General features: G+C 67.1%; 25 protein-coding genes. 17 read left to right on the top strand and 8 right to left on the bottom strand.

Annotation, left to right across the window (positions count from 1 at the left end; translation table 11 throughout):
- The 5 genes from ACW17Y_RS09735 to ACW17Y_RS09715 all read right to left on the bottom strand — a co-directional run bounded on the left by ACW17Y_RS09735 (position 1) and on the right by ACW17Y_RS09715 (position 4305).
- On the bottom strand, positions 1–660 hold the full coding sequence (locus ACW17Y_RS09735; RefSeq protein ID WP_492035516.1) for a hypothetical protein: 660 nt from the start codon (positions 658–660) through the stop codon (positions 1–3).
- On the bottom strand, positions 657–1643 hold the full coding sequence (gene ribF, locus ACW17Y_RS09730; protein WP_492035515.1) for a riboflavin biosynthesis protein RibF: 987 nt from the start codon (positions 1641–1643) through the stop codon (positions 657–659). The genes ACW17Y_RS09735 and ribF overlap by 4 nt, the downstream gene beginning before the upstream one ends.
- A 9-nt stretch (positions 1644–1652) precedes the next feature.
- Complete coding sequence (locus ACW17Y_RS09725) at positions 1653–2105, bottom strand: MaoC family dehydratase (protein ID WP_492038280.1); 453 nt, start codon at positions 2103–2105, stop codon at positions 1653–1655.
- Between the two features lie 41 nt (positions 2106–2146).
- Positions 2147–3016, bottom strand: a complete 870-nt coding sequence (locus tag ACW17Y_RS09720; protein WP_492038279.1) for a TIGR01459 family HAD-type hydrolase — start codon at positions 3014–3016, stop codon at positions 2147–2149.
- Between the two features lie 185 nt (positions 3017–3201).
- Entirely contained in the window at positions 3202–4305 is a 1104-nt protein-coding gene (locus tag ACW17Y_RS09715; protein ID WP_492035514.1) for a DUF2855 family protein, read from the bottom strand.
- A 109-nt stretch (positions 4306–4414) separates the two neighbouring features.
- On the opposite strand from ACW17Y_RS09715, the gene lspA reads away from it, so the two are divergent.
- The 14 genes from lspA to ACW17Y_RS09645 all read left to right on the top strand — a co-directional run bounded on the left by lspA (position 4415) and on the right by ACW17Y_RS09645 (position 16877).
- Positions 4415–4921: a signal peptidase II gene (lspA, locus tag ACW17Y_RS09710; protein ID WP_492035513.1), complete on the top strand. Its 507-nt coding sequence runs from the start codon at positions 4415–4417 to the stop codon at positions 4919–4921.
- Between the two features lie 72 nt (positions 4922–4993).
- Positions 4994–5560, top strand: coding sequence for a DUF3035 domain-containing protein (locus tag ACW17Y_RS09705; protein WP_492035512.1), 567 nt, complete (start codon positions 4994–4996; stop codon positions 5558–5560).
- Between the two features lie 126 nt (positions 5561–5686).
- On the top strand, positions 5687–6136 hold the full coding sequence (locus ACW17Y_RS09700) for a PaaI family thioesterase (RefSeq protein ID WP_492035511.1): 450 nt from the start codon (positions 5687–5689) through the stop codon (positions 6134–6136).
- 75 nt (positions 6137–6211) lie between these two features.
- A complete protein-coding gene (gene serS, locus ACW17Y_RS09695; RefSeq protein ID WP_492035510.1) occupies positions 6212–7618 on the top strand; it encodes a serine--tRNA ligase in 1407 nt (468 codons plus the stop codon).
- 157 nt (positions 7619–7775) lie between these two features.
- Entirely contained in the window at positions 7776–8147 is a 372-nt protein-coding gene (locus tag ACW17Y_RS09690; RefSeq protein WP_492035509.1) for a hypothetical protein, read from the top strand.
- Between the two features lie 198 nt (positions 8148–8345).
- Entirely contained in the window at positions 8346–9137 is a 792-nt protein-coding gene (gene surE / locus ACW17Y_RS09685) for a 5'/3'-nucleotidase SurE (RefSeq protein WP_492035508.1), read from the top strand.
- Positions 9134–9778 (top strand): protein-L-isoaspartate(D-aspartate) O-methyltransferase, encoded by a 645-nt coding sequence (locus ACW17Y_RS09680; protein WP_492035507.1) that lies wholly within the window; start codon positions 9134–9136, stop codon positions 9776–9778. The genes surE and ACW17Y_RS09680 overlap by 4 nt, the downstream gene beginning before the upstream one ends.
- A gap of 102 nt (positions 9779–9880) precedes the next feature.
- Positions 9881–10942, top strand: coding sequence for a peptidoglycan DD-metalloendopeptidase family protein (locus tag ACW17Y_RS09675; protein ID WP_492035506.1), 1062 nt, complete (start codon positions 9881–9883; stop codon positions 10940–10942).
- A 113-nt stretch (positions 10943–11055) separates the two neighbouring features.
- On the top strand, positions 11056–11373 hold the full coding sequence (yajC, locus tag ACW17Y_RS09670; RefSeq protein ID WP_492035505.1) for a preprotein translocase subunit YajC: 318 nt from the start codon (positions 11056–11058) through the stop codon (positions 11371–11373).
- 31 nt (positions 11374–11404) lie between these two features.
- Positions 11405–13009 (top strand): protein translocase subunit SecD, encoded by a 1605-nt coding sequence (gene secD / locus ACW17Y_RS09665; RefSeq protein ID WP_492035504.1) that lies wholly within the window; start codon positions 11405–11407, stop codon positions 13007–13009.
- Positions 13006–13989, top strand: a complete 984-nt coding sequence (secF, locus tag ACW17Y_RS09660; RefSeq protein ID WP_492035503.1) for a protein translocase subunit SecF — start codon at positions 13006–13008, stop codon at positions 13987–13989. The genes secD and secF overlap by 4 nt, the downstream gene beginning before the upstream one ends.
- A gap of 47 nt (positions 13990–14036) precedes the next feature.
- Complete coding sequence (locus tag ACW17Y_RS09655) at positions 14037–14654, top strand: hypothetical protein (RefSeq protein ID WP_492035502.1); 618 nt, start codon at positions 14037–14039, stop codon at positions 14652–14654.
- The gene (locus tag ACW17Y_RS09650) at positions 14647–15279 is read left to right on the top strand and encodes a squalene/phytoene synthase family protein (RefSeq protein WP_492035501.1); all 633 of its coding nucleotides are present in this window, start codon (positions 14647–14649) and stop codon (positions 15277–15279) included. The genes ACW17Y_RS09655 and ACW17Y_RS09650 overlap by 8 nt, the downstream gene beginning before the upstream one ends.
- Entirely contained in the window at positions 15279–16877 is a 1599-nt protein-coding gene (locus ACW17Y_RS09645; protein WP_492035500.1) for a phytoene desaturase family protein, read from the top strand. The genes ACW17Y_RS09650 and ACW17Y_RS09645 overlap by 1 nt, the downstream gene beginning before the upstream one ends.
- Here ACW17Y_RS09645 and ACW17Y_RS09640 read toward each other — a convergent pair.
- Positions 16849–17226, bottom strand: a complete 378-nt coding sequence (locus ACW17Y_RS09640) for a response regulator (RefSeq protein ID WP_492035499.1) — start codon at positions 17224–17226, stop codon at positions 16849–16851. The two genes, ACW17Y_RS09645 and ACW17Y_RS09640, sit on opposite strands and share 29 nt — an antisense overlap.
- On the bottom strand, positions 17219–18730 hold the full coding sequence (locus tag ACW17Y_RS09635; protein WP_492035498.1) for an HWE histidine kinase domain-containing protein: 1512 nt from the start codon (positions 18728–18730) through the stop codon (positions 17219–17221). The genes ACW17Y_RS09640 and ACW17Y_RS09635 overlap by 8 nt, the downstream gene beginning before the upstream one ends.
- Positions 18731–18830: 100 nt before the next feature.
- On the opposite strand from ACW17Y_RS09635, the gene ACW17Y_RS09630 reads away from it, so the two are divergent.
- A complete protein-coding gene (locus ACW17Y_RS09630) occupies positions 18831–20354 on the top strand; it encodes a carboxylesterase/lipase family protein (protein WP_492035497.1) in 1524 nt (507 codons plus the stop codon).
- On the opposite strand, the gene ACW17Y_RS09625 is transcribed toward ACW17Y_RS09630, so the two are convergent.
- Positions 20351–21697 (bottom strand): GH1 family beta-glucosidase, encoded by a 1347-nt coding sequence (locus ACW17Y_RS09625; RefSeq protein WP_492035496.1) that lies wholly within the window; start codon positions 21695–21697, stop codon positions 20351–20353. The two genes, ACW17Y_RS09630 and ACW17Y_RS09625, sit on opposite strands and share 4 nt — an antisense overlap.
- Before the next feature lie 267 nt (positions 21698–21964).
- Here ACW17Y_RS09625 and ACW17Y_RS09620 point away from each other — a divergent pair, with 267 nt between their 5' ends.
- Together ACW17Y_RS09620 and ACW17Y_RS09615 are read left to right on the top strand one after the other, a co-directional pair.
- Entirely contained in the window at positions 21965–23005 is a 1041-nt protein-coding gene (locus tag ACW17Y_RS09620) for a LacI family DNA-binding transcriptional regulator (protein WP_492035495.1), read from the top strand.
- Entirely contained in the window at positions 23002–26025 is a 3024-nt protein-coding gene (locus ACW17Y_RS09615; RefSeq protein WP_492035494.1) for a TonB-dependent receptor, read from the top strand. Before ACW17Y_RS09620 ends, ACW17Y_RS09615 begins: the two co-directional genes overlap by 4 nt.
- Positions 26026–26097: the final 72 nt, after the last annotated feature.

Raw genomic sequence — 26097 nt, 5'->3', positions numbered from 1 at the left:
TCAGAAGCGTTCGATCTCGCCGTCGACGTCGTCGGCGCCTCCGAACTGAACGTCGAGACGGACGGGGCGGCCGCGGCCCTGCACGGTGATGGCCCTCAGTACTGTGTCCGTGACAACCTCACCGTTGTCGCAGGACGGCGGATCGATCTCGGCCATGATCAGCCACTCGCCGTCCGGGACGTTTGCAAAGGTGAACGCTCCGTCAGTCGTGCAGCGCGCCTCGCGAACGGCGGAAGCCGATACGGACGGCCATTCCCATTCAACCGGAAGGATACCGTTCCGCCAAAAGCCGCCTGACGCGACCCGAAGGTCGTAGTCGTGCTGCAGCACGAAACGAGAATGGGGCGTATCGGGTATGAGGCGAACCCGATGCCCTTCGCACGTGAGGACTTCGCGTGGCCCGACGTCCCCGGGAACGGGCCGGGTCTGGGTCGTCGAAAGTCGGACGGTTCCAGTGACCGTGACGCCCGGCGCTGTCGCCCAGGCGTACTCGCCCGGGGCGGGCTGGCTGAGCCTTTGCGCCTCGCGCTCCAGGCGAACCCTATCAAGGGAGGCGGCGGCCATCACCACGCCGGTCACGCAGCCGGACAGGGATGTGCTGAGGACGGCAGCCAGGATCATTGTGGAAATCGCAGGCAGGGCGGGCCGGTCGAAAATCATGCTGCGTCCCCTCCGTTCAAGACGATTTGAGCCATCCTTGCATCGCTGTCGATCTGGGCCTTGAGGGCGTCGAGACTGTCGAAATTCATCTCGCCGCGCAGCAGGGCGACGAGCTCGGTCTCGACCGTCTGGCCGTAGAGATCTCCGGCGAAATCAAACAGCCAGACCTCGAGCAGGGGTTCGGCGATCTCGAACATCGGGCGGACGCCGAGGTTGGCGACGCCGTCGATGACGCGGCCATCCGGCAGGCGCGTCCGGGTCGCGTAGACCCCGTAGGCGGGCCGCATATAGTCGCCGAGGCGGACGTTGGCGGTGGGGACGCCGATGGTGCGGCCGCGCTTTTCGCCGTGGACCACCTCGCCCTCGATGGCGAAGGGCCGGCTGAGGATGGCGGCGGCGCGGGCCATGTCGCCGGCGTTGAGGGCCTCGCGCACGGCGCTGGAGGACAGTTTCAGCCCGCCGATGTCGTCGACCCGTTCGGTGACCGCGACCGAGAAGCACAACTGGCGGCCGATACGGGCGAGGGCCTCGGGCGAGCCGGTGCGGCCCTTGCCGTAGGTGAAGTCGAAGCCGACCGAGGCGTGGGTCAGGCCGAGGCCATCCTTGTGGCCTACCGCGCCTTGCGCTGCTTGAGGCCGGCCTACCAGCACGTCGATGGCGAAGGCCTCGTCCGACATGGCCGCCATGCCGGCGTCGAAGGGAAGTAGGTAGAGGCGGTCGACGCCCAGGGGCTCGAGCGCGCGGGCCATCTGGCCGGCTGTCATCAGGCGGAAGGGGGCGGCGTCGGGCTGGAACCAGCGGCGCGGATGCGGGTCGAAGCTGACAACGGCGAGGGGCGCAGAGAGGCGGTCGGCGGCCTCGCGGGCCGAGGCGATGACGGCCTGATGGCCCCGGTGGACGCCGTCGAAGGCGCCGAGCGCGGCGGCGGCGCCTCTCTGCGAGGCGGGCAGGTCGCGCCAGTCGCGGATGATGTCGATGGGCACGGCCGGCTGTCAGCCCTTGGCGGGGCGACGGCGGCGGGGCACGCGCACAGTGGCCTCGCCCTCCATGATCATCTCGCCGCCGACATAGCCTTCGGTGCGCAGGATGACGCGGGCGGATTCGGGGTCGACGGAGGCTACGGTGATCTTTGCGGTCACCACATCGCCGATCCGGACCGGCTTGTGGAAGGCCAGGGACTGCGAGAGGTAGATCGCGCCGGCGCCCGGCAGGATGGTGCCGACGACGGCCGATCCGAACGAGGCCGAGAGCAGGCCGTGGGCGATGCGGCCGCGATAGGCGGTCTTCGACGCGAAGGCCTCGTCCATGTGGACCGGATTGAAGTCGTCGGAGGCCTCGGCGAACTGCTGGATGCGCTCTTCGGTGATGGTCACGTCCTTGACGGCCACCATGCCGGGCGAGAGTTCTTCGAGGATGTAGCCGCCCGAGGGGTGAGGTCCGGTAATCATGGCGTGGTGTTAGACGCGCTTCGCCGATTTGGCGAGAACTACCACTTCAGATCGAGCGCGGCGTAGCGGGCCCAGGCCGTCTCGGGCGTCAGAAGGGCGGCGGCGCGGGCCGGGTCGATCTGGCCGTCGTCGCCCCGGGCGGCGTCGCCGTGGATGCCCTGGGCGATGAACAGGCAGTCGAGCGCCTGCTGGTTGGCGCCGAGGACGTCGGTGATGACGCCGTCGCCGATGCAGAGGACGCGGGAGCGGTCGACCGGGCGGCCCATCAGTTTTTCGGCTTCGGCAAGAGACAGGGCGTAGATCGGACCATAGGGCTTGCCGGCCATGGTCACCCGGCCGCCGATCGATTCGTAGACATCGGCCAGGGCGCCGCCGCAGTAGATGATCCTGTCGCCGCGCTGGACGATGCGATCGGGGTTGGCGCAGATCAGCTCCAGGTCGCGGGCGGCGGCCTCGGACAGCTGTTCGACATAGTGCTGGGGCGTCTCGGTCTCGTCGTCGATCATGCCGGTGACGGACAGGAAGGCGGCGTCGGCGACTGTGTCCGCGCGCCGGAGGTTCAGACCTTCGTAGAGAGTGTCGTCGCGGGCCGGGCCGATGATCAGGGCCGGGCCCGGGGCGCGGCGGGCCAGCTCCATCCGGGTGGCGTCGCCCGAGGTGACGAAGGCCTTCCAGCTATCACGCGGGACGCCGAGGCCGTCGAGCTGGGCGATCACATCCGACGCCGGGCGGGGCGAGTTGGAGATCAGGACGACGTGACCGCCCTGTTCATTGAACTTCGTCAGGGCTTTGCAGGCCTCGGGCCAGCTCTCGCGGCCGTTGTGGATCACGCCCCAGACGTCGCAGAGCAGGATGTCATAGTCGGCGGCGACGGCGCCGAGGTTCGGCAGGGCGTGGGGCAGGGTCATGGCCTGCATATGGCGCGACGCGGACCCGAGGGCCAGCTTTGCCACCATCTCCGTGCACCCCGGCGAAGGCCGGGGTCCAGATCACGGACGCGGGGGCTGGGATCGCGCGCTGGTTTCAATGCTCGAACCAACGAGTCTTCCATCTGGACCCCGGCCTTCGCCGGGGTGCACGGTGGTAATGATGGCTAGCGCGCGATGACGCCGATCGCACCCTCCGCCGGGTCCGACGCCCCGTCAGCGAGGTCTCGGACAACTTCGGCGATGGCGTCGAAGCCGCGATGCTCGACGATGCGGATCCACGGCGAGGCCGGATCGACGACGCGTTCGAAGAAGGCGGCCTGGTCGGCGAGGAAGCGGTCGTAGAAGGCATGCAGCGTGTCGCGCTCGCGATGCTGGTCCAGGCAGGTGGCGGCGAAGAAGAAGACGGGTCTGGGGCCGACCAGAGCCGGATCGTTCATGGTGAAGCTGTCGCTTTGGGTCGAGCCGACAAGGCAGTCGTATTTCAGGTCATCGCCGAAATGCGCGTGGACGCGGCGGCGCAGGTCGGCGTCGCCGGCCAGGTCGAGATAGAGTGTCGGGACACCGATCGGCAGGCTCTCGACCTCGTCATAGCCGTGGACCGCATCGTAGGCGCCGAGGCCCTCGACGAAGGCGCGGTTGCGGGCGCCGGTCAGGGCGATGACCTCGACATCGTCTCCCGCCAGACAGTGGGCGGCGCCGTAGGCTGTCTTGGACGAGGCGCTGGAGACGACGACTCGTTTCGCGCCGAAGAAGCCGGCGTCCCGCAGGAAGTCGACGGCGGTGTAGGAGGTCACGAACAGGGGCCGGAACAGAGCCTCGGCGTTCTCCAGCGCCGGGGAGTAGTGGCGGTCGGCAGCGCACAGGACATAGCGGTTGTAGATGTCGGGCACGGCCTTTCGCCACGGCGAGGCGTCGGCGAATCCGCCCCGGCTGACCTTCTCGGCCTGGACCAGAAGCGTGTCGGCCATGGGGAAGTAGCCGAAGACCCGGGCCCCGACCTCCACGCCCGCTGCGCGGGAGGCGGCGACGTCGGCAAAGCCCCAGACGGGCATCATGCCGTGGGCGTCGTCGCCGGTCGGGAAGACCTTCCAGTAGCCGATGGCGTCGCCATAGGCGGCGTAGGTGATGTTGTTGGTGGTCAGGGAGAACCGGTCCAGCGCCAGGACGACCTCGCCCTCGGCCAGGTCGAACGGGGCCGGGTTCGGGGCGATCAGGGTCTCGCGCAGGGACGACTTCAGGGTCATCAGGCGGCGGTCGGTATCGGACATGGCGCTCTCCCGGTGGTTTGGCGGCGACCCTAGCGGCAAATCCGGTTGACGTAGGAGAAGGCGTGCGGCGGACGTTGGCGCGAGCGACGCGGCCTGCTAACCGACCCGCATGAAAATTCCTCGCATCGCCTGGGCGGCTTATGGATTCGCCCTCGCCGTCATCGTGCTGGACCAGCTGAGCAAGTTCTGGATCCTCGAAGGACTGGACCTGCGCGAAGTGGGCCGGGTGCTGATCGCCCCGCCGATCCTGAACTTTTCCTATGTCGAGAACGACGGCGTCAGCTTCGGCCTGTTCGGCGGCGGCTCCGGACGGTGGATTCTCAGCATCTTCCCCCTGGTCGTCGCGGGTTTTCTGGGCTGGTGGGCGTTGAAGGCCGAGCGGCGCACCCTGATCGCCGCGATCGGTCTGGTCATCGGCGGCGCGCTGGGCAACGCCATCGACCGGATCCAGTACGGCTATGTCGTGGACTTTATCGATTTTTCGGGCACCGGGGTCTTCCCCTGGGTCTTCAACGTCGCCGACAGCGCCATCAACATCGGCGTGCTGCTGCTGATTATCGACAGCGTGAGGTCGGAACGGAAGCAGGCCGTTGGCGCGGCCCACGAAAAGGCGTAATCACCCGCTCTTTCCTGCACTCAATACTCGTCTGACCTGGGCGCTGAATCCGCGCCGGAGCCGAACCGACCCATGCGAACCGCCCGTATCCTGACTGTTTCCGCCATCGCCGTCTCGGCCGTCGCCCTGACCGCCTGTGGGGGCCTGCGCCAGTCCATCGGCCTGACCAAGGTCGTGCCCGACGAGTTCCTGACCGTGGCCTCGGCCCCGCTGACCGTGCCGCCCGAATACGGACTGCGTCCGCCCGCGCCGGGCCAGCCGCGCCCGCAGGAGCTTGCTCCGGAAAGCGCCGCCCGCCAGATCCTGCTGGGTCAACGTCAGGCCGTGACCCGCACCCCGGGCGAACAGGCCCTGGTCGCCGCCGCCGGCGCCGACCGCGCCGACCCCCTGGCCCGCTATGTCGTCGACGATGAGTTCGGCGATCTGGCGCACAAGGAAGAAAGCTTCGCCAACCGCATCCTGTTCTGGCGTCGCGACGACTCGGCCACCCAGGCCCCGACCCAGTCGCAGACGGCCCGGGGCGCTGTGACCATCGACGCCGCCAGTGAAAACGCTCGCCTGCAGGCGCTGACCGGCACGACGAGCACGATCGTGATCGCGCCGCGCCGGTCGAGCGGCTTCAAGCTGCCGGGCCTGTAAGACCCCACTCTTCCAAGTCGATGAGGGGCGCGCCGGCGACGGCGCGCCCCTTTTCAATTCCAGCGTGCTTGCGTTGAGCGCGAGACAGTCCTTATTGTGAACTGACCTCTCCCCGGGACCTTTCGCATGACCGATCTCCGATCTCTCAGCCACCTGTCGGGTGTCGAACAGTTGCGGCTCAGCTTCCTGGCGGACCGCAACACCGCGCCGATCGCGCGGACGCTCGACTATCGGTTGACCGAGGTCGAGGAAGGGCGGGTGGTGTTCGAGGGCACGCCGACGCGGGCGGTCTACAATCCTATCGGCACGGTGCACGGCGGCTGGATGGCGACCCTGCTGGACTCGGCCTGCGCCTGTGCCGTGCATTCGATGCTGAAGCCGGGGCAGGCCTATACGACGCTGGAGATCAAGACCGTTTTCCACCGCGCCCTGACCGAGGGCGTGTCGGTCAAGGCCGAGGGACGGATCGTGCAGATCGGGCGGCGGGCCGGCTTCGCGGAGGCGGATCTGAAGGGCGTCGACGGCAAATTGTATGCGACGGCGACCTCGACCTGTCTGGTGATGGACGTCGGGTAGGCGGGGGCGTTTGCCCCATGCGGCGACGCCCGCTAGAGCATCCGCTCCCTTGAAGCCTGCCCAAAAGACCGCGCCATGCACGATATCCGAGCCCTTCGAGACAACCCCGGCCACTTCGTCGCCGGCTGGTCGTCGCGCGGCGTGGAGGATGCCCAGGCGCTGGTCGACGAGATCCTGAGCCTCGACACCGAACTGCGCGCCGCCCAGACGGCGGGGCAGGAGGCGCTGGCGAAGCGCAATGCGGCGTCCAAGCTGATCGGCGCCGCCATGGGCCGTAAGGACATGGAGGAGGCCGACCGGCTGAAGGCCGAGGTGGAGACGCTGAAGGGCGACATCGCCGGCCACGGCGAGGTCGAGGCGGCGAAGGGCAAGGCCCTGCGCGACCTGCTGGCGGCGCAGAAGAACCTCGCAGCCGACGACGTGCCGGACGGTGAGGACGAGGCGGGCAATGTCGAGACCTCGCGTTGGGGCAGGCCGCGCGCCGGCGGACCGGCCAAGGATCACGCCGACCTCGGCGAGGCCATGGGCCTGCTGGACTTCGAGGCGGCGGCGCGGATGTCGGGCGCGCGGTTCGCCGTGCTCAAGGGCGGGCTGGCGCGGCTGGAACGCGCCGTCGGCCAGTTCATGCTCGACGTGCAGACCACCGAGCACGGCTATCTGGAGGTTAATCCGCCCTATCTGGTGCGCGACGAGGCGATGTTCGGGACGGGGCAACTGCCGAAGTTCCAGAACGACCTGTTCTTCGCTTCGAGCTTCATTGATTTTGACACGTGGGACTTTTCGCAAGCGTCCAGCGGAGTTTATGCGCCGACGCTGACGAAGATCATCAACGAGGGCGGCGAAACGCTTCTTGGCGTGCCTTCCTATGAAGCGCTGGCTCGCCGCCACTGGCTCATCCCGACCGCCGAAGTCTCCCTGACCAACCTCGTGCGCGAGCAGATCACGCCGGAGGAGGAACTGCCGCTGCGGCTGACGGCCCTGACGCCCTGTTTCCGGGCCGAGGCAGGGTCGGCGGGGCGGGATACGCGCGGGCTGATCCGCCAGCACCAGTTCCACAAGGTCGAGCTGGTCTCCATCACCACGCCGGACCAGTCCGACGCCGAACACGAGCGGATGACGACCTGCGCCGAAGCGGTCCTCCAGAAGCTGGAACTGCCCTATCGCCGGATGCTGCTGTGCAAGGGCGACATGGGGTTCTCGGCGCGGAAGACCTTCGACCTCGAGGTCTGGCTGCCGTCGCAGGGGACCTATCGCGAGATCAGCTCGGTCTCGAACTGCGGGGACTTCCAGGCCCGGCGCATGGACGCGCGGTTCAAGCGCAAGGAGGGCAAGCCGGAGTTCGTCCACACCCTGAACGGCTCGGGCCTGGCCGTCGGGCGGACCCTGGTCGCGATCATGGAGAACTATCAGGACGAGAGCGGGAAGATCGCCGTGCCGGCGGCCCTGCTGCCCTATATGGGCGGGGCGACCCACGTCGGGTGAGTTTTCCTGTCCGCTCATTCCCGCAAAGGCGGGGACCCAGTGATTTTGCGGGTCACGGTGCATGGATCGGGCGACGGTGCGAATTCTGCCGCGTTGATCGCCTACAGAACTGGGTCCCCGCGTTCGCGGGGATGAGCGGAAACAAAGGGAGTCCCTGATGAAAATGATCCTTGCGGCCCTGGCCCTGTCGCTGGCCGCCCCTGTTGCGGCCGAGGTCCAGCCGGCCCCGACCCCGACCACCTTCGAAGGCTGGATCAATTTCTCGGGTGAGGAATTCCAGCTGGTCGAGAGCCAGAACCGCTATGTCGCGGGCACGCGCCGCCCCTGCGTCTCGGGCGCCCTGCCGCGCGACCTGCAACGGATGTCGGCCGCGACCATCGGCCGCCAGAAGGTGCGCGTTACCGGGACGACGATGGCATGGTCCGGCGACCTGCCGGGCGACCGCTATGATTACGAGGGATCGGTCCTGCGCAACGAGTGCGACGGCGCCTTCGTGATCCTGGGCACGGACATCGCCGTCATCCAGTAGGTTGTCGCCCTTGCGGATCAGCCCCGTTTTCGTCATTCCGGGCGCAGGCGCGCAGCGCCGCAGACCCGGAACCCAGCGGCGCGCAAGAGCGCGAAACTGTCGCGCACGCGCTCGCTGAGACATTTCGCCTTCGCTTCGCTTCGGCGCCGCTGGGTTCCGGGTCTCCGCTGCGCTTCGCCCGGAATGACGAAAGATAAAATGCGCATCCTGCTGACCAACGACGACGGCATCGAGGCCGAGGGCCTGGCCTGTCTGGAGCGGATCGCGCGCACCCTGTCGGATGACGTCTGGATCGTCGCGCCGCATGAGGAACAGTCGGGCAAGGGGAGGGGGATCACCCTGACCGAGCCGCTGCGGGTCAACCGGTTTTCTGACAAGCGGTTCTCGGTCACCGGCACGCCGACCGACTGCGTCGTTCTGGCCGTCAACGACCTGATGGACGCCAGGCCGGATCTGGTGCTGTCGGGCGTCAATCGCGGGCACAATGTCGGGGAGGACTGCTCCTATTCCGGCACGGTCGCGGGCGCCCTGCAGGGGATGGCGTTCGGCATTCGCTCGATCGCCCTGTCGCAGTCGCTGGAGCGGTTCCACGACGAGGTCAACGCCCACTGGGAGACGGCCGAGGCCTATGCCCCGCCGATCATCAGCCGCCTGCTCGCCGAGACCTGGCAGGACGGGGTGGTGATGAACCTGAACTTCCCGGCGCGACCGCCGGAGGAAGTGAAGGAGGTCGAGGTGACGGTGCAGGGCTTCCGGCAGGCTGGAGAGATGCATGCGGTCAAACGCACCGACCTGCGCGGGCGCGACTACTACTGGATGAGCTTCCGCGGGTCGAAACAGGACCATGCGCCGGGCACCGACCTGCGCGCCATGGACGACGGCAAGATCTCGGTCACGCCCCTGCATATCGACCTGACGCACAGGGCCAGCGTCCACGACCTGAAGGGCGTGCTGGGCGGGGCGCCGCCGAAGGCGCTGGTCGCCGAATGAACCTGAAGGACGACAGGGCGGGGCGGCTGATCCTGTCGCTGCGGCAGCAGGGGGTCACGGATCCCCGGGTGCTGGCGGCGATGGAATCGATCGACCGCGCCGTGTTCGTGCACGAGAAATTCCTCGATCAGGCGTGGGAGGATCAGGCCCTGCCTATCGACTGCGCCCAGACGATTTCCCAGCCCTACATCGTCGGCCTGATGACCCAGGCGTTGGAGGTTGAGCCGCGCCACCGGGTGCTCGAGATCGGCACGGGCAGCGGCTACCAGTGCGCGGTGCTGTCGCGGCTGGCGCGCTATGTCTATTCGGTCGAACGCTATCGCAGCCTGATGGTCGAGGCCGAGGCCAAGCTGCGGCGGCTGGAGATCGACAACGTCATCACCCGCCACTCCGACGGCGGGCTGGGCTGGCCGGAACAGGCGCCGTTCGACCGGATCATGGTGACGGCGGCCTCTCCGAACGAACCGACCGAACTGCTGAAACAGCTGAAGCCCGGCGGGGTGCTGGTCGCGCCGGTCGGGCGGACGTCCGTGCAGATGCTGCATCGCTATACGGGGCAGGAGGACGGGAGCTTCCGCCGCGAGAGCCTGTGCGAGGTGCGGTTCGTGCCCCTGGTCGAGGGGACGGCCAAGGAGGGATAGCCGGAGCCCCGTTAACCTCTCCGCCCCACTTTCGCGCGCTTTGGCGGGTTGGCTTATGAGCTTCGGCGGGGCATGTCGAACAAGGTGAACGGGGAGCGGCGGATGCGTCTTTCAAACTGGGTCAGGGCGGCGGCGATCGCCTTCGCGGGAATGGCGGCCACGGCCTGCGCCAGCTATCCGGAGGCTCCGCGCTATTCGACCCGGCCGATGGACGGCTATGGCGCGCCCGGCGTGCGCCCGGCCGATCCTTATGGGGCTCAACCCCAGCCCCAGCCGCCGGTCTATGAGGCGCCGCCGCCAATGACCGCGCCGACGGAGCGGATCGAGGGCGGAGCCCTGCCGCCGCCTTCGTCTATGCCTTCGAACAACTATCCGCCGCCACCGGCCTACAACCCGCCCCCGCCCGCGACCTCGCCCTCCTATGTGACGCCCAGCGCGCCGATGAGCGTCAATGCGGGCGCGGCCTATGTCATCCAGCCGGGCGACACGATTTCGGGCGTCGGGCGGCGTTTCCAGACGCCGGTGCAGATCCTGATCGACCTGAACGGCCTGGGGCCGCGCGGCGCGATCACCGTGGGCCAGTCGATCATCCTGCCCGACAGCGCACTGGACACCGGCCCGGATCCCTATGCGACCGGTCCCGCGCCCGTGGGCGTCATGGTGCCCGAGAACGGGGTGATTCCCCCGCCGCCTCCGCCGCCGTCCGGCAATCCGGCCGCGCCGCTGCCCGCGCGACAACCCGCTTCGACCGGATCAACGGGCGTAGCCCCCCCGGGACCCGCCGTGTTCCAGTGGCCGGTGCGCGGTGACATCCTCCGTCGGTTTGGCCCCGTCGGCATGGGCGAACGCAACAACGGCATCAACATCGGAGCTGCGGCAGGCGCCCCGGTGGTCGCGGCCGCCGGAGGTCGAGTTGCCTATGTCGGTGACGTCGTGGAGTTGGGGCTCACCGTCATCATCACGCACCGGGATGGCTGGCGCACGAGCTACAGCCATTTGGGCTCGGCCACGGTCGATGACGGCGACGACGTGCGGGCGGGCCAGCAAATCGGCACCGTCGGCCTGACCGCCGGCGACGGGCGGCCGTCGATGCATTTCGAGACCCGGCGGATGCAGGCCGATCAGCCGACCGCCATCGATCCGTTGACCGTTTTGCCACGGTAGCGACGTCGAACCATCACGCCGCGTTGCAATCACGGGGCCTCGGCCCTAGGTTCCGCGCCTTGTTTTAAACGGGCGCCCGGAAGCGGCTGCCTCATCCCCCGGGGAACGACCAAATGCAGCCCACTGGTGAAGGCGGCCTGATGGCCATGATCGTGCAGTTCCTGCCGTTCGTCGCGATCTTCGTCCTGTTCTACTTCCTGCTGATCCGTCCGCAGCAAAAGCGCGCCAAGGAACATGCGGCCCTGATCGCGGCCGTGAAGCGTGGCGACACCGTCGTCCTGTCGTCGGGCATGATCGGCAAGGTGACCCGCGTCGCGGAGACCGAGGTCAATGTCGAGATCGCCCCCAGCGTCAATGTCGCGGTGGTCAAGAGCATGATCGCCGAGGTGCGCAACCGCACCGCCATTGCCGCGAACGACGCCAAGGCCTGAGCCTCGGCTCGCTGAACCGGAACCACCGTCCATGATTCAGCTGTCGCGCTGGAAAGTCATCCTCGTCGTCCTGTCGCTCGTCTTCGGCGTGCTTCTGGCCTTCCCCAACGCCCTCAGCCCGTCGCAACGCGCGGCGCTGCCGGGCTGGCTTCCCAAGAACGCCCTGAACCTGGGCCTCGACCTTCAGGGCGGTTCCTATCTGCTGCTGGAAGTCGATGTGGAGGCGATGCGCACCAAGCGCATCGACAACCTGATCGAGGACGTCCGCGTCGCCCTGCGCGAAGGCGGCATCGCCACCAACCAGATCTCGCGTGAAGCGGGCGGCGCGACCATCACCCTGGCCGACCCGACCCGCCAGGACGCGGCCTATACGGCGCTGCAGGCCCTGGTCGGTCCGACGAACGCCAGCGGAGTTGCGGAACGCCAGGTCCAGCGTGTCGGCCCCGACCGCGTTCGTCTGGCTTTCACCGAGGCGACGCTGGATTCGATGGGCGCGACGGCGGTGGACCAGTCCATCGAGGTCGTGCGCCGCCGCATCGACAGCCTGGGCACCCGCGAACCCTCCATCACCCGTCAGGGCGCCGAACGCATCGTCGTCCAGGCTCCCGGCGAGAGCGATCCCGCCGCCCTGGAACGCGTCATCGGCCAGACGGCACAGCTGACCTTCCAGATGGTCGACAGCGAGAACTCGGTTCAGGACGCGGTCGCCGGCCGCGTGCCGCCGGACGCTCAACTGCTGCTGGGTCCGGACGGGATCACGCCCTATCTGGTCAAGAAGCGGATTCTGGTCTCGGGCGAGAACCTGACCCGCGCCGGCGTCGGCGCCGACCAGTCGGGCCGTCCCGCCATCGACTTCCGATTCGACGGCCAGGGCGCGCGCCGCTTCGGCGAAGCAACCGCCGCCAATATCGGCAAACCCTTCGCTATCATCCTGGACGGCAAGGTCATCTCGGCCCCGACGATCATCAGCCCGATCACCGGCGGTACGGGTCAGATCACCGGCAGCTTCTCGATCCAGGAGGCGTCTGAACTGGTGAACCTGCTGAACGGCGGCGCCCTTCCGGCCCCGCTGACGGTCGAGGAACGCCGGACCGTGACCGCTGAACTCGGCGCCGACGCCGTCAAGGCCGGCGCCCTGTCGACGATCATCGGCTTCGTCATCATCGTGCTGTTCATGCTGCTGGCCTACGGCTTCCTGTTCGGCGGCATCTCGGTGCTGGGGCTGATCCTGAACGGCATCCTGATCGTCGCGGCCATGTCCCTGACCCAGGCGACGCTGACTCTGCCCGGTATCGCGGGTCTGATCCTGACCTTCGCGGTGGCCGTGGACGCCAACGTGCTGATCTTCGAGCGGATGCGTGACGAGGCGCGGGCCGGACGGTCCGTGATCGCTTCGATGGACGCCGGATTCAACAAGGCCATGGGCACCATCATCGACGCCAACCTGACGACCCTTGTGGCGGCGATGATCATGTTCATCTTCGGCGCAGGCCCGGTGCGCGGCTTCGCCTGGACCCTGACCATCGGCGTGTTCACCTCGGTCTTCTCGTCGGTGCTGGTGGCGCAGATCCTGCTCGCCTACTGGCTGAAAATCGCCAAACCCAAATCCCTTCCGATCGCGGAGTCCGCCCGATGACCTGGTGGCCCCTTATCAAGGTCCTGCCGCAGAAGACGAACTTCCACTTCGTCAAATACGCGCGCCTTGCGGCCGCGCTGTCGGTCGTGCTGTGCGTGGCGTCCATCGTCGCCTGTTTCTATCCCGGGCTGAACATGGGCATCGACTTCCGGGGCGGCGCCTCGATGGAGGTCGCCAAGCCTGCCGGTCAGACCATCGACCTGGAGGCTGTGCGCAGTTCGGTCGGCGAGCTGGGACTGGGCGACGTCGGGGTGCAGGGCATCGCCCGACGCGACACGAACATCGAAGACGGCTCGACCGCCGTGCTTCGTTTCCAGATTCCGGAAGGCCAGGACCAGACCGCGGTTGTGAACCAGGTCGAAAGCGCCATCACCGGCGCGGTCGGCGAAGTCACCTATTCCGGCGTCAGCGTCGTCGGCTCAAAGGTCTCCGGGGAGCTGTTCACCTCCGGTTTGCTGGCCCTGGGTTCGGCCATCGTGCTCATGTTCGCCTACATCTGGTTCCGGTTCGAGCCGCAGTTCGGCTTTGGCGCCGTGGCCGGCCTGCTGCACGACGTGATCCTGACCTTCGGTCTGATCGTGCTGTTCAAGCTGGAGTTCAGCCTGAACATGGTCGCGGCCATCCTGACGGTCATCGGCTATTCGATGAACGATACGGTCGTGGTGTTCGACCGTCTCCGCGAGAACCTGCGCAAGTACAAGACCATGCCGCTGCGCGAGGTGATCGAATTGTCGCTGAACGAGACCCTGTCGCGAACCATCATCACCGGCATCACCGCCGTCATGGTGCTTGCGGCCCTGGCCTTCTTCGGCGGGGAGGCCCTGTTCGGCTTCTCGATCGCCCTGATGTTCGGGATTATCGTCGGCACCTACTCCTCGATCTACGTCGGGGCGCCGATCATCCTGCTGTGGGGCGTGAAGCGCGGCGAGATCGCCGAGGACGCCAAACCGGTCAAGCTGGGCATGGCGTCTCGCCCGTAGTCAGCTAGAGTTCGCCCCTTCACGATTCCCTGGGGAGGGGCGAACACATGGCCAATCTGCTTTCGAATTTCAGGAACACACTGATCCTCAGCTTCGTGCTGGCGGCTGTGATGATCTTCGCCTTCTTCCGTATCGCGGAGGTGGACGCGATCCAGTTCTGGCAGGCGGTGGCCCGCTGGTTCCACGTCGGCTTCGGCATCCTGTGGATCGGGCTGCTGTACTATTTCAACTTCGTCCAGATCCGCGTCATGCCGACCATCCCGGGCGAGCTGAAGCCGGCAGTGTCGAAATATATCGCGCCGGAGGCCCTGTTCTGGTTCCGCTGGGCGGCTCTGTTCACCGTTCTGGCGGGCCTCGCGGTCATGCTCCTCAAGGGCCACGCCTATTCGATGGAAGTGATGAGCTTCGGCTTCGCCGGAGGTCTGGTCCAGGGCGACCAGGGCTTCACCCTGATGGGCGTCGGCGTCTGGCTGGCCATCGTCATGTTCCTGAACGTCTGGGGCATCATCTGGCCGAACCAGAAGCGGGCGCTGGGCATTGTGGTCGTTGACGACGACAAGAAGGCTAGGGCCGCCCGCGTCGCCATGCTGGCCAGCCGCACCAACCTGTTGCTCAGCCTGCCGATGCTGACCTCCATGGCGATGTACCAGACCCTGTTTGGCTGAGCCGGCCACCAGTCTCGACGATCAGGTCCGCGCGGCCGATCCCGACCGCTGGCTGTCGAGCCGGTTCGTCGGCGATGCCCGGGCGCGCGCAGACCTGATCGCCCTCTACGCTTTCGAGGCGGAGCTGATGGGCATCCCCACGCGAGTGACCCAGCCCCTGCTGGCCGAGATGCGATACGCCTGGTGGCGCGAGCAGATGGACGGGGTATTCGCCGGGACCGCGCGCAAGGGCCATCCGGTGCTGGAGGCCCTGACGGATCTGGTCGCGCGCCGCAGTCTGGATCGCGCGCCGTTCGACGAGCTGATTGAAGCCCATATCGACCGGGTCCATGGCGAGCCGCACGATCTGGACGCCTTCTACCGGGGACCGATGCAGGTCGCCGTGCAGATATTGGTCGGCGCCGGGCACGATGCGACGGTCATCGAGGCCGGCCGTGTCTGGGGGCTCACCCAGGTGGGGCGTAGCGACGAGGCGGAGGCGTTGCGGGCAAACGCCAATCGCGAGCTGAAATCCCTGCCTGCGAATGCCTTTCCCGCCGTGGTCCACGCAGCGCTGAAGGTCGACACGCCCGAACCTGTGAAGCGTCTACGATTGATCTGGGCGACGCTGAGGGGCCGCATCTGATGGCCGTAACCCTGACCGATGTCGTCATCCTGGGCGGGGGGCACAACGGGCTGGTCTGCGCCTTCTATCTGGCGCGGGCGGGGCTGAAAGTCACGGTTCTGGAGCGGCGCGGCGTCGTCGGCGGGGCGGCGGTGACGGAGGAGTTCCATCCTGGCTTCCGCAACTCGACCGCCAGCTACACCGTCAGCCTTCTGAACCCCAAGGTCATCGCCGATCTCGACCTGGCCCGGCATGGGCTGAAGGTCGTCGAGCGGAAGATGTCGAACTTCCTGCCGCTGGACGGGAACTATTTCACCGCCGGCGAAGGGCGGACGCAGGGGCAGGTGGCGAGGTTCTCGGCACGGGATGCGGAACGGCTGCCGGACTATGAGGCGCGGCTGGAGGCGGTGGCGGCGGTGCTGAGGGCTCTTGTGCTGGAGACCCCGCCCAATCTTCCGACCGGCGGCTGGCTCGAGGCCCTGCCGGAGATGCTGAAGTCAGCGTCGCTGGCGAAACGGTTGGGCGGGCTGAACCTGACGGGGCGGCGCGATGTGCTGGACCTGTTCGCGAAGTCGGCGGGCGACTGGCTGGACGGCTGGTTCGAGAGCGACCCGATCAAGGCCCTGTTCGGGTTCGACAGCATCGTCGGCAACTATGCGTCTCCCTATACGCCCGGGTCCGCCTACGTCCTGCTGCACCATGTCTTCGGCGAGGTAAACGGGCGCAAGGGCGTTTGGGGGCACGCCGTCGGCGGCATGGGGGCCATCACCCAGGCGATGGCGGCTGCGTGCCTCGAACAGGGCGTCGACATCCGGCTTGAGGCCGACGTCGCGGAAGTCCTTACCGAGAAGGGCAGGGCGGTCGGGGCGGTGACGACGGCGGGCGACACGGTGCGGGGCCGCGCCGTCGTCTCGAACCTGCATCCTCGCCTGCTGTTCGACCGGCTGGTCGATCCAGCGGTCGTACCCGCAGACTTCACCGAACGGATGAGCCGCTATGCGTCGGGGTCGGGGACCTTCCGCATGAACGTGGCCCTGTCGGAATTGCCGCGGTTCACGGTCTTGCCGCAGCCGGGCGATCACCACACGGCGGGCATCATCATCGCGCCGAGCCTCGGCTACATGGACCGGGCGCATGCGGAGGCGCGGCTGAACGGCTGGTCGTCAAAGCCGATCGTGGAGATGCTGATCCCCTCGACCCTGGATGACAGCCTCGCGCCACCCGGACAACACGTGGCCAGCCTGTTCTGCCAGCATGTCGATCCGACGCTGGGCGACGAACATCGCGAGACGGTGGCGGACCTGATGATCGAGACGGTCGACGCGCACGCACCCGGCTTCAAGGCGTCGGTGCTGGGACGACTGGCGCTGGGGCCGCGTGATCTGGAGCGGCGGTTCGGTCTGGTCGGCGGCGACATCTTCCACGGCCGGCTGACGCTGGATCAGTTGTTCAGCGCCCGGCCGGTGCTCGGGCATGCCGATCACCGGATGCCGGTGCCGGGCCTCTACCTGTGCGGATCAGGAGCCCATCCGGGCGGCGGAGTGACCGGCGCACCGGGACACAATGCGGCCAGGGCGATCCTGAAGGATCTCAGACCTGGGCGACGCCCAGGGCCTTGAACAGGGCCGCTTTCACCGCATCCTCGGTGAAGGGCTTCTGGATGGTGGCCTGGCCGCGCCAGTGGTCGGGGAGGCCGCCCTCGCCGTAGCCGGTCGAGAAGACGAACGGTATGCCCTTGGCCTTCAACGCCTCGGCGACGGGGAAGACCTCCTTGCCCGCCACATTCACGTCCAGCAGGGCGGCGTCCAGCAGGGGATCGTCGGCGACGACGACCAGAGCTTCGTCCACGGTGGCGGTCGCGCCGACCGGGATCGCGCCCATGTCCTCGAGGATAGTCTCGAGCAGCATGGCGACCAGGGACTCGTCCTCGACGACGAGGATGCGGCGGCCCGTCAAACCTTCAGACATGCTGTTGCGTATCCTTATCAAGCGGGATCGAGAATTCCGCTATAAATCCGTCGCTTGGGTAGCTGAGTTTGGCCTCGCCCGCCAGATCGTGACGCACATTCCGTTCGATCAGCCGGCTGCCGAATCCGCGCCGGATCGGCGCTTCGACCGGCGGTCCGCCGATCTCGCGCCAGACGACGCCTAGCGTCCGGCTGGTCTGGTTGGCCACGGTCCAGTCGACGAAGATCCGGCCATCCGGCGCCGACAGGGCGCCGTATTTGGCGGCGTTGGTCGCCAGTTCGTGGAAGATCATCCCCAGCGACAGGGCCGCCGCAGGGCCGAGCGCCAGCGGGGGTCCGTTCAGGACGATGCGGGTCGGGCCATGGGCCGCGGTCTCATGCTCCAGCACGGCGCGCAGATCGGCGCCCTCCCAGTGGCTGCGGGTCAGAAGGTCGTGAGTGTGGGACAGGCTCATCAGCCGGGCCTGGAAGCTCTCGGCGAAGGTCTTGGGGTCCTCGTGCGAGCGGGCGGTCTGCATGGCGATCGACTGGATCGTGGCCAGGGTGTTCTTCACCCGGTGATTCAGTTCGTCGATCATCAGCTTCTGGCGCTGGGCCGCCTGAACGGTCTCGGTGACGTCATGACCCTGGACGAAGATGCCGACGACGGCGCCGTCATTGTTCCGGACCGGTTGATAGATGAAGTCGACGTAGCGACTCAGTGCGTGGTCGGCGCCGGCGGGCCGGAATGTGACGGAGACGCCCTTGCCTTCATAGGGCTCGCCTGTCGTGAAGACGGAATCGAGAAGTTCGTAGAAGCCCTGCCCCGCGAGGTCGGGAAGGGCGTCGTGGATCGTCTTTCCAGCGATGTCGTTGCGACCGACGATGCGGGCATAGGCGTCGTTGTGCATCTGAAAGACGTGGTCGGGGCCGGACAGGATGGCGACGAAGCCGGGCGCCTGCATGAACATCTCGACCAGGCGGTTTCGCTCGGTTTCGAGGCGGCGATTGTCCTCCTGGACCGCATGGGCCCGGGTCATGACGCCGCCGCCGAGGATCATGTCCAGGGCGCTGACCGTCGGTGCGTCGTCGCGCGCGCGACGCAGCAGTTCCAGTTCCGTGATGTCCGACGTGTGCTGGAGGATCAGCACGATCCGGCCTTCGGCGTCGTGCAGCGGCGTGTGGCTGGCGCTCCAGTAACGGTCCTCATGGCTGACCGTCCCGTCAGGGCGCGTGACCGGTATGGCGAAGTGGATCAGCGCCAGATGGTCTCTCTCGCCCGTCGTGAGCACCTTTTCGAAGGAGGCCCGAAGCTGTCGGACATTCTCGGCCGCCTCGGGGCCGTCACCTCCGGTGAAGATGTCGAAGATCGGTTGCCCGATCAGCCTGTCCCGCGGCATGCCCACAGCGGCGAGATAGGCGGCGTTCATTCCCGCGTAGCGCAGGTCCGGGGTGAGCAGCATGTAGGGGTTCGTGGAGGCCTCGAACGCCGCCGCGAGGTCGATCGCCTGTTCAAGTGCCTGCACGCGTGCCGTCTCCCCCGATCCGGGCGAGCGCGCGACGCAAAGAATGGTTCCCGACGACAGTGAAGTTTGTTTCACGGGCACGTCCCGCTAGGATCGGCTCATGTTCCTCGCAAGTCTTGCCTTGGCCGCCCAGATGACCCTGTCGCCCGTCCCCTCGGCCAATCCGCAAGTCCAGGTGGCGCAGGGACTGCTGGTCGGACGGCAGGCCGACGACATCGAGTCTTTCAAAGGGATTCCGTTCGCCGCGGCGCCCGTCCGGGACCTGCGCTGGCGCCCGCCTCAGCCTCCGGGCGCGTGGACCGGGGAGCGAGATGCCAGCCGCGTCGGGGCGATCTGCATCCAGGCGCCGGCCAACGGCGATCCGGGCGTGGGGCCGGGACCGGCGAGTGAGGACTGTCTGACGCTGAACGTCTGGCGGCCGTCGGCGCGGGCGGAAACGCTGCCGGTAATGGTGTGGATTCACGGGGGCGGATACAACAACGGGTCGGGCACGCCGCCGCTCTATGACGGGACGAATCTGGCGCGGCGCGGCGTGATCGTGGTGACGATCAACTACCGGCTCGGGCGGCTGGGCTTCTTCGATCATCCGGCGCTGGCGTTCGAGCGCGGCCCCGAGGAGCCGGCCGGGAACTACGGCGTGATGGACCAGATCGCGGCCCTCGAATGGGTCCGCGACAACATCGCGACCTTCGGCGGCGATCCGCAACAGGTCACGATCTTCGGCGAGTCGGCGGGCGGGGCGGCCGTGGCGCAGTTGATGGTCGCACCGGGAGCGCGGGGTCTGTTCCAGCGCGCCGTGATGCAGTCGGGTCTGGGGAGGCAACGGTCGGCCCTGCTGGACGACGACCGTCCGGCACGACCCTCGGCCCAGTCTCTGGGCGTGGCCTTCGCACGGTCGGCGGGGCTGCCGAATGCGACGGCGGACGACCTTCGCGCCTTGCCCGCCGAGCGGTTGCTGTCGCCCATGCCGGCCTTCTACAGCGACAACCTGGTCGTCGACGGCACGGTCGTGCCCGAGGATGTGGTCGAGGCCTTCGCGGCGGGGCGGCAGGCGCCCGTGCCTCTGGTCATCGGCACCAACAGCGCCGAGTTCTGGTGGATCCGGCCGACGGAGGCCGGCGCCTACGGCCGGACCGACGACGTGATGACCGACGCCGAGTATGACGCCCTGGTCGCGGCCTATTCGGGCCAGGCGGGCTACGACGCCAATGTCATCAGCGACCTGATCTTCAACGAACCGGCGAGGCATCTGGCGCGACTGCACGCGCGGGCCGGACAGCCCACATTCCTCTACCGGTTCGATGTCGTGCCCGAGTCGAACCCGGAGCCGAGCGGCGGCGCGACCCATGCGTCGGAGCGACCCTACGTGTTCGACAATCTCCACACCGTGGGGCGGCCGATGGGCGAGCGGGACGACCGGGCGGCGACCGCTATGGCCGATTACTGGACCACCTTCGGCAAGACGGGCGATCCGAACGGCGGCGACCGTCCGGCCTGGCCGGAATTCGGCGCCGCGCCTGACCGGTTGCTGGAGTTCACCAACGACGGGCCGGTCGCGAAGCAGGTCCCGTTCCCGGAGCGGCTGGACCTGATCGAGACCTTCTACGGACGGGTCAGGCCCTAGAGGCAGGCCCCGTTCGTGCTGATGACCTCGGCGTAGAGCAGACCCGAATCCTTGATCGTCCGCTCCTGGGTCAGGAAGTTGACGTGGGTGATGCCGAACCGCTTCGAATAGCCGAGCGACCATTCGAGATTGTCGAGCAACGACCAGGCCATATAGCCCTCCAGCTTCACGCCCTTGCCGAGGGCGTCATGCGCCGCCTTCAGATGGTTTCTCAGGTAGTCGACCCGCATCGGATCGTGGATGCGACCGTCGATGGCGTGGGGCGGGTCGTACCAGGCCGAGCCGTTCTCGGTGATCATCAGCGGCAGGCCGCCAGTCTGCTCATGCAGCCAGACCAGGGTGTCGGTCAGGGCAGGGGGGTAGACCTCCCAGCCGGTCTCGGTGTGGGCGTGCTGGACCTGTTTCACCGGCCGGGCGCGGACGGGCCAGGCGTCGGGCGCATTCTCGGGCACGGCGCGGGTGTACCAGTTCAGCCCCATCCAGTCGGTCGGGGTGGCGATCAGGTCGAAGTCCTCGGCCGGGAAGTCGCGCATCGCGTCGCCGTAGACCTCGTTCAACTCGGCCGGATAGCCGCGCCCCATCAGGGGATCCAGGAACCAGCGGTTCATCTGGGCCTCGGCGCGCTTGCGGGCGGCCTCGTCCTCGGGCCTGTCACTCGCCGGGTATTTGGGCTCGATGTTGAGGACGATGCCGATGCGGCCCTCGCCCACCTCACGGAAGCGGCGGACAGCGGCGCCGTGGGCGCGCAGGACGTTGTGGCCGGCGATCACGGCCTCGTAGTGGGACCGGTGGCCGGGGGCCAGGACCCCGTGCAGATAGCCGCCGTCGACGATGACCCAAGGCTCGTTGATGGTGCCCCAGGTCTTCACCCGACCCTTGAACCGTTCGAACAGAACCTGGCCGTAGTCAGCGAACCAGTCGGCGATGTCGGGGTTCAGCCAGCCGCCGCGGTCATCGAGCGCCGCCGGAAGATCCCAGTGGTAGAGGGTGCACAGCGGCTCGATGCCGGCCTCGATCAGGGCGTCGATCAGATCGTCGTAGAACTTCAGCCCCGCCTCGTTCAGCCGGCCTGTGCCGTCCGGCATGACCCGGCTCCAGCTGACCGAGAATCGGTAGGCCGTCAGACCCAGCCGCTTCATGATCGCGACGTCCTCGCGCCAGCGATTGTAGTGGTCGCAGGCCACATCTCCCGTATCGCCGTCCTTCATATTGCCCGGGATGTGGCAGAAGCGGTCCCAGATGGATTCTCCCGCCCCGTCGGCCATGGACGAACCCTCGATCTGATAGGCCGCCGTCGCCGCGCCCCACAGAAAACCGTCTGGAAACTGGTAGTTGGCGGTCATCAGAAGGCTTTCATCAGTGGTCGGAGCGAATGCGTCGGCGGGGCGGCGAGAAGCGATGCAGTGAGGTCACGCAGGCAGGATTCCGTCGTGTGTCCAAACTACGGCACTTGCGGGGCGCATTACCAGTGTGCGATGTAACCGATTACAGATTTTTGTCGACGGACCTTCGATAAAAGGAGGCCGGTACGATCGGGACGTTCAGGACACACGCGTGCATCGCATCTTGACCCACAGCTCAGACGGCCGGGCGCCGATCGGACGCGCGGCATGAAGCCGGCGACGATCCGTGATGTGGCGGAACGCGCCCGGGTCTCCGTGGCCTCGGTTTCGCGGGTTCTGACGGGCGCGGGCGCTGTGACCGAGCCCACGCGGCTGAAGGTTCTCGAGGCCGTCGAAGCCCTGTCCTATGTCCCCCATTCGGGCGCCCGCAGCCTTTCGACCAGCCGGACCGACACCGTCGGCGTGATCCTCCCGGATCTGTTCGGCGAGTTCTTCTCGGAGCTGATCCGGGGCATGGACGTGGCCGCGCGCGCCAACGGCCTGCATCTGATCGTGTCCAGTTCGCACGACGACGCCTCGGAAGCGGCGGCCGCGATCCGCTCCATGCGCGGCCGGGTCGACGGGCTGATCGTGCTGTCGCCCCATCTCGATTCGGCCAATCTGGCGCACAGTCTGGCGGGCCGCCTGCCGGTGCTGCTGATGAACGGCGGGGCCAACGACGCCGGGCGGCCGTCCATGGTCGTCGACAACGTCGGCGGCGCGGTCGCGGCGGTCGAGCATCTGCTGGCCCAGGGCCGCGAGCGGATCGTCCACATCGGCGGCCCGTCGGGAAACCTGGAGGCGCGCGAGCGTCAGGCCGGCTATGTCCAGGCCATGACGGCCGCCGGGCGGCAGCCGACGGTCGTCGACGGCCAGTTCACCCAGGCCTCCGGCCATGACGCGACGGCTGTTCTGCTGGCCGAGGGCGTGCGGCCTGACGCCATCTTCGCCGCCAACGACATGATGGCCATCGGCGCCCTGCTGGCCCTGCAGGACGCGGGCGTCCGCTGTCCCGAGGACGTCGCCGTGGTCGGCTTCGACGACGTGCCGATCGCCGCCCTGATGCGACCCGCCCTGACCACCTTGCGTATCGAGATCGCCGAGACGGGCCGCCGCGCCATGGACCGGCTGGTGGCCCTGATCGCGGCCTCCAACGACCCGCAGGCGACGCCCGACGCCGCCTGCGAAACCATTCGACCCCAACTCGTCGTCCGCCAGTCGTGCGGCGGCGCCTCATCCAGCATCGCCCTCAACGGAGAAACCCAATGACCCGCATGACCCTGCGCACCCGTGCGCTGGGCGCCGCCTCGGCCCTGGCCGTCGCGACCCTGCTGACGGCCGGAGCGGCCTCGGCGCAGTCGACCACGTCGACGCTGCGAGGCACTGTGTACGAGGGCGCGGCCGTCGAAGCGGGTGGCTCGATCGTGCTGCGCGACGTCGACAGCGGCTTTACGACGCGCGGCCAGATTTCGAGCACCGGCTCCTATGTCATCAACGGTCTGCGCCCCGCGACCTACGAGATCACCGTCACGAGCGGCGATGGTCAGACGGCGACCGACACCGTCACTCTTTCCGTTGGCCAGGTCGCCACTCTGGATCTGGACGTCGCAAACGCGACGTCCACCGTCGAGGCCGGAGAGGGCACGGACCTGGGAGATATCGTCGTCACCGGCCGTCGCATCTTTGAGGTTCGTACCTCGGAAGTCGCCACCAACGTCAGCCAGCAGCAGATCAACAACCTGCCCCAGGTCGATCGTAACTTCCTCAACTTCGCGGCCCTGGCCCCCGGCGTCGTCGTCAGCCAGGATCCGGCCGAACGTACGATTTACGCTGGCGCCCAGTCGGCGAACGCGATCAACGTCTTCATCGATGGTCAGAGCCAGAAATCCAATATTCTGGACGGCGGCTTCGCGGGGCAGGACGACAGCCGCGGCAACCCGTTCCCCCAGGGCGCGGTGCAGGAATTCCGGGTTCTGACCCAGAACTTCAAGGCCGAATACGAACAGGCCTCCTCGGCCATCATCACTGCAGTGACCCGTTCGGGCACCAATGAGTTCCGCGGCGGAGCCTTCGTCACCTATCAGGACTCCGACTGGCGCTCGCAGGACATCTTCTCGGAGCGTCGGGGGCAGGCGAAGCCGCAACTCGACCGGATGGAATACGGCTTCGATCTGTCCGGCCCGATCATCCAGGACCGTCTGCATTTCCTGCTGAGCTATGAGCGCAAGGACGAGACGCGTTCGAACGCCGTCTTCCTCAACCAGACGCAGTACACACCCCTGTTCGAGAACGAACTCGGCGTGTTCGAAGCGCCGTTCGAGCAGGACCTCTATTTCGGCAAGTTGTCCTGGCAGATCGATGAACGCCAGATCGTCGACCTGTCGGTCACGTATCGCACCGAGCAGGACATCCGGGACTTCGGCAACGGCGGCAGCGCCTTCTCGCGTGCCAATGCGGTGAACGTGGAAGATCGCAAGGTCGTCCTTCGTCACCAGTTCCAGGGCGACACTTTCCTCAACGAGTTCGCTGTCGACTACCGCGAGAACACCTACAATCCGCAGGCCCTGAACTTCGACACCCCCGGCACCCGGTTCATCGCCTATCGCGATGCCAGCACGACCATTCCGGGCTTCCAGTTCGACTACAATCAGGGCGACCAGATCTTCACGGGCGGCGGCGGGACCAACAACCAGAACATCCAGGACTCGGTCGTCACGATCAAGAATGACCTGACGTTCAACGCCCTGGAGTTTTACGGCTCGCACACGGTGAAGATGGGCGTGCGCTACGCCATGCACGACTACTTCGTGCAGAAGTTCTTCAACCGGAACCCGCAGTTCACCTACGACGTGACCGGGACCATCCTGGGCAGCACCACGATCCCGACGCGGGTCAGTCTGAACCTGCCGACCGATCCGGCCGATGTCTCCAACAACACCCTGGGCCTCTACATTCAGGACGACTGGCAGATCACTGACCGGCTGGAGCTGAACCTGGGTCTCCGCTGGGATTACGAAGACAATGCCGTGAACAACGACTGGGTGACGCCGACGGCCATCCGTCGCGTCCTGGCCGCGTTCCAGGCCACGCCGGGCTTCGTCTCGCCGGTTGACATCAACAACTATGTCTCCGATGGCGACCGGGAGGCGTTCAAGGGAGCCTTCCAGCCGCGGATCGGCTTCTCCTACGACCTGTTCGGCGATGAACAGTCCGTCCTGTTCGGCGGTGCGGGTCGCTACTACGACCGGATCGGCTTCAACTTCGCCTTCTCGGAGCGGTTCTCGCCCTTCAACCGCAGCCGCGACATCTTCTTCTCGCCGAACGGCGGGGCATTCGGCGGACGCACCGACACCATCGCCTGGCGTCCGGAGTACAATACGCCTGCGGGTCTGGACGCCCTGCTGGGCGGCACCCAGGGGCGTGGCGAGATCTTCCTGGTCCGCAACGACGCTCCCGTGCCCTACACCGACCAGTTCAATCTGGGCCTGCGCCAGAAGTTCGGGGACATCCAGACGGCGGTCACCTTCTCCTACGCCAAGACCAAGAACGAGTTCGGCTGGTACCGGATCAACGTCAACTCGGCGAACAGCGTCGTGGTCCGTCCGTCGCAGTTCACCGACCCGGCGACCGGCCAGCCCTTCGCTTTCAATGACGGCGTTTTCTACTCGGACCACGGTCGCGAGCGGACCTACAAGGCGATGTACGTCACGATCGACCGTCCCTACACCGAAGACAGCGGCTACGGCTTCAACGTCGCCTACACCCTCGCTGACGGCGAACAGAACGGCAGCCGCGACCAGGGCCTGTCGTCCTTCGACTTCGACTATCCGAACATCGCCGCCAGCCCGTTCTTCAACACGCCGGGCGTTGAACGGCACCGTGTCGTGGCGTCGGGCACCCTGCGTCTGCCCTATGACTTCCGTCTGTCTTCGGTGATCACCCTCGGGTCGGGCCGCCCGTTCACGATCAACAACGTGGGCGCCGGAGCCAAGCCGGACTGGTTCGCCGGCTACCCCGACCGCCGCGCCTTCCTGCCCGGCCTGAACTTCGCCACCCGTCAGGTCGATCTGCGCCTCAGCAGGGAGTTCACGATCTTCGGCGGGCAGACGGTCGAGGCGATGGTGGACGCCATCAACGTCTTCAATTTCCGGAACTATAACGGTTACAACACCAGCCTGAGGCTCAACAACAACACGCCGCTGGCGGACTTCAATCCGCTGTATGGCGCGCCGACCTCGCAGGCCTTGCCCACGCGTACGATCCAGCTTGGGCTGCGTTACCGCTTCTAGAAACCTCTCCTGAGACTGGCCGCCCTCGCTTCGGCGGGGGCGGCCAACTTTTTATTGGGGCATGATCGTCCC

It is taken from the genome of Brevundimonas sp. AVps7 (genome assembly GCF_058681545.1).
This window is presented reverse-complemented; position numbering and strand designations above follow the sequence as displayed.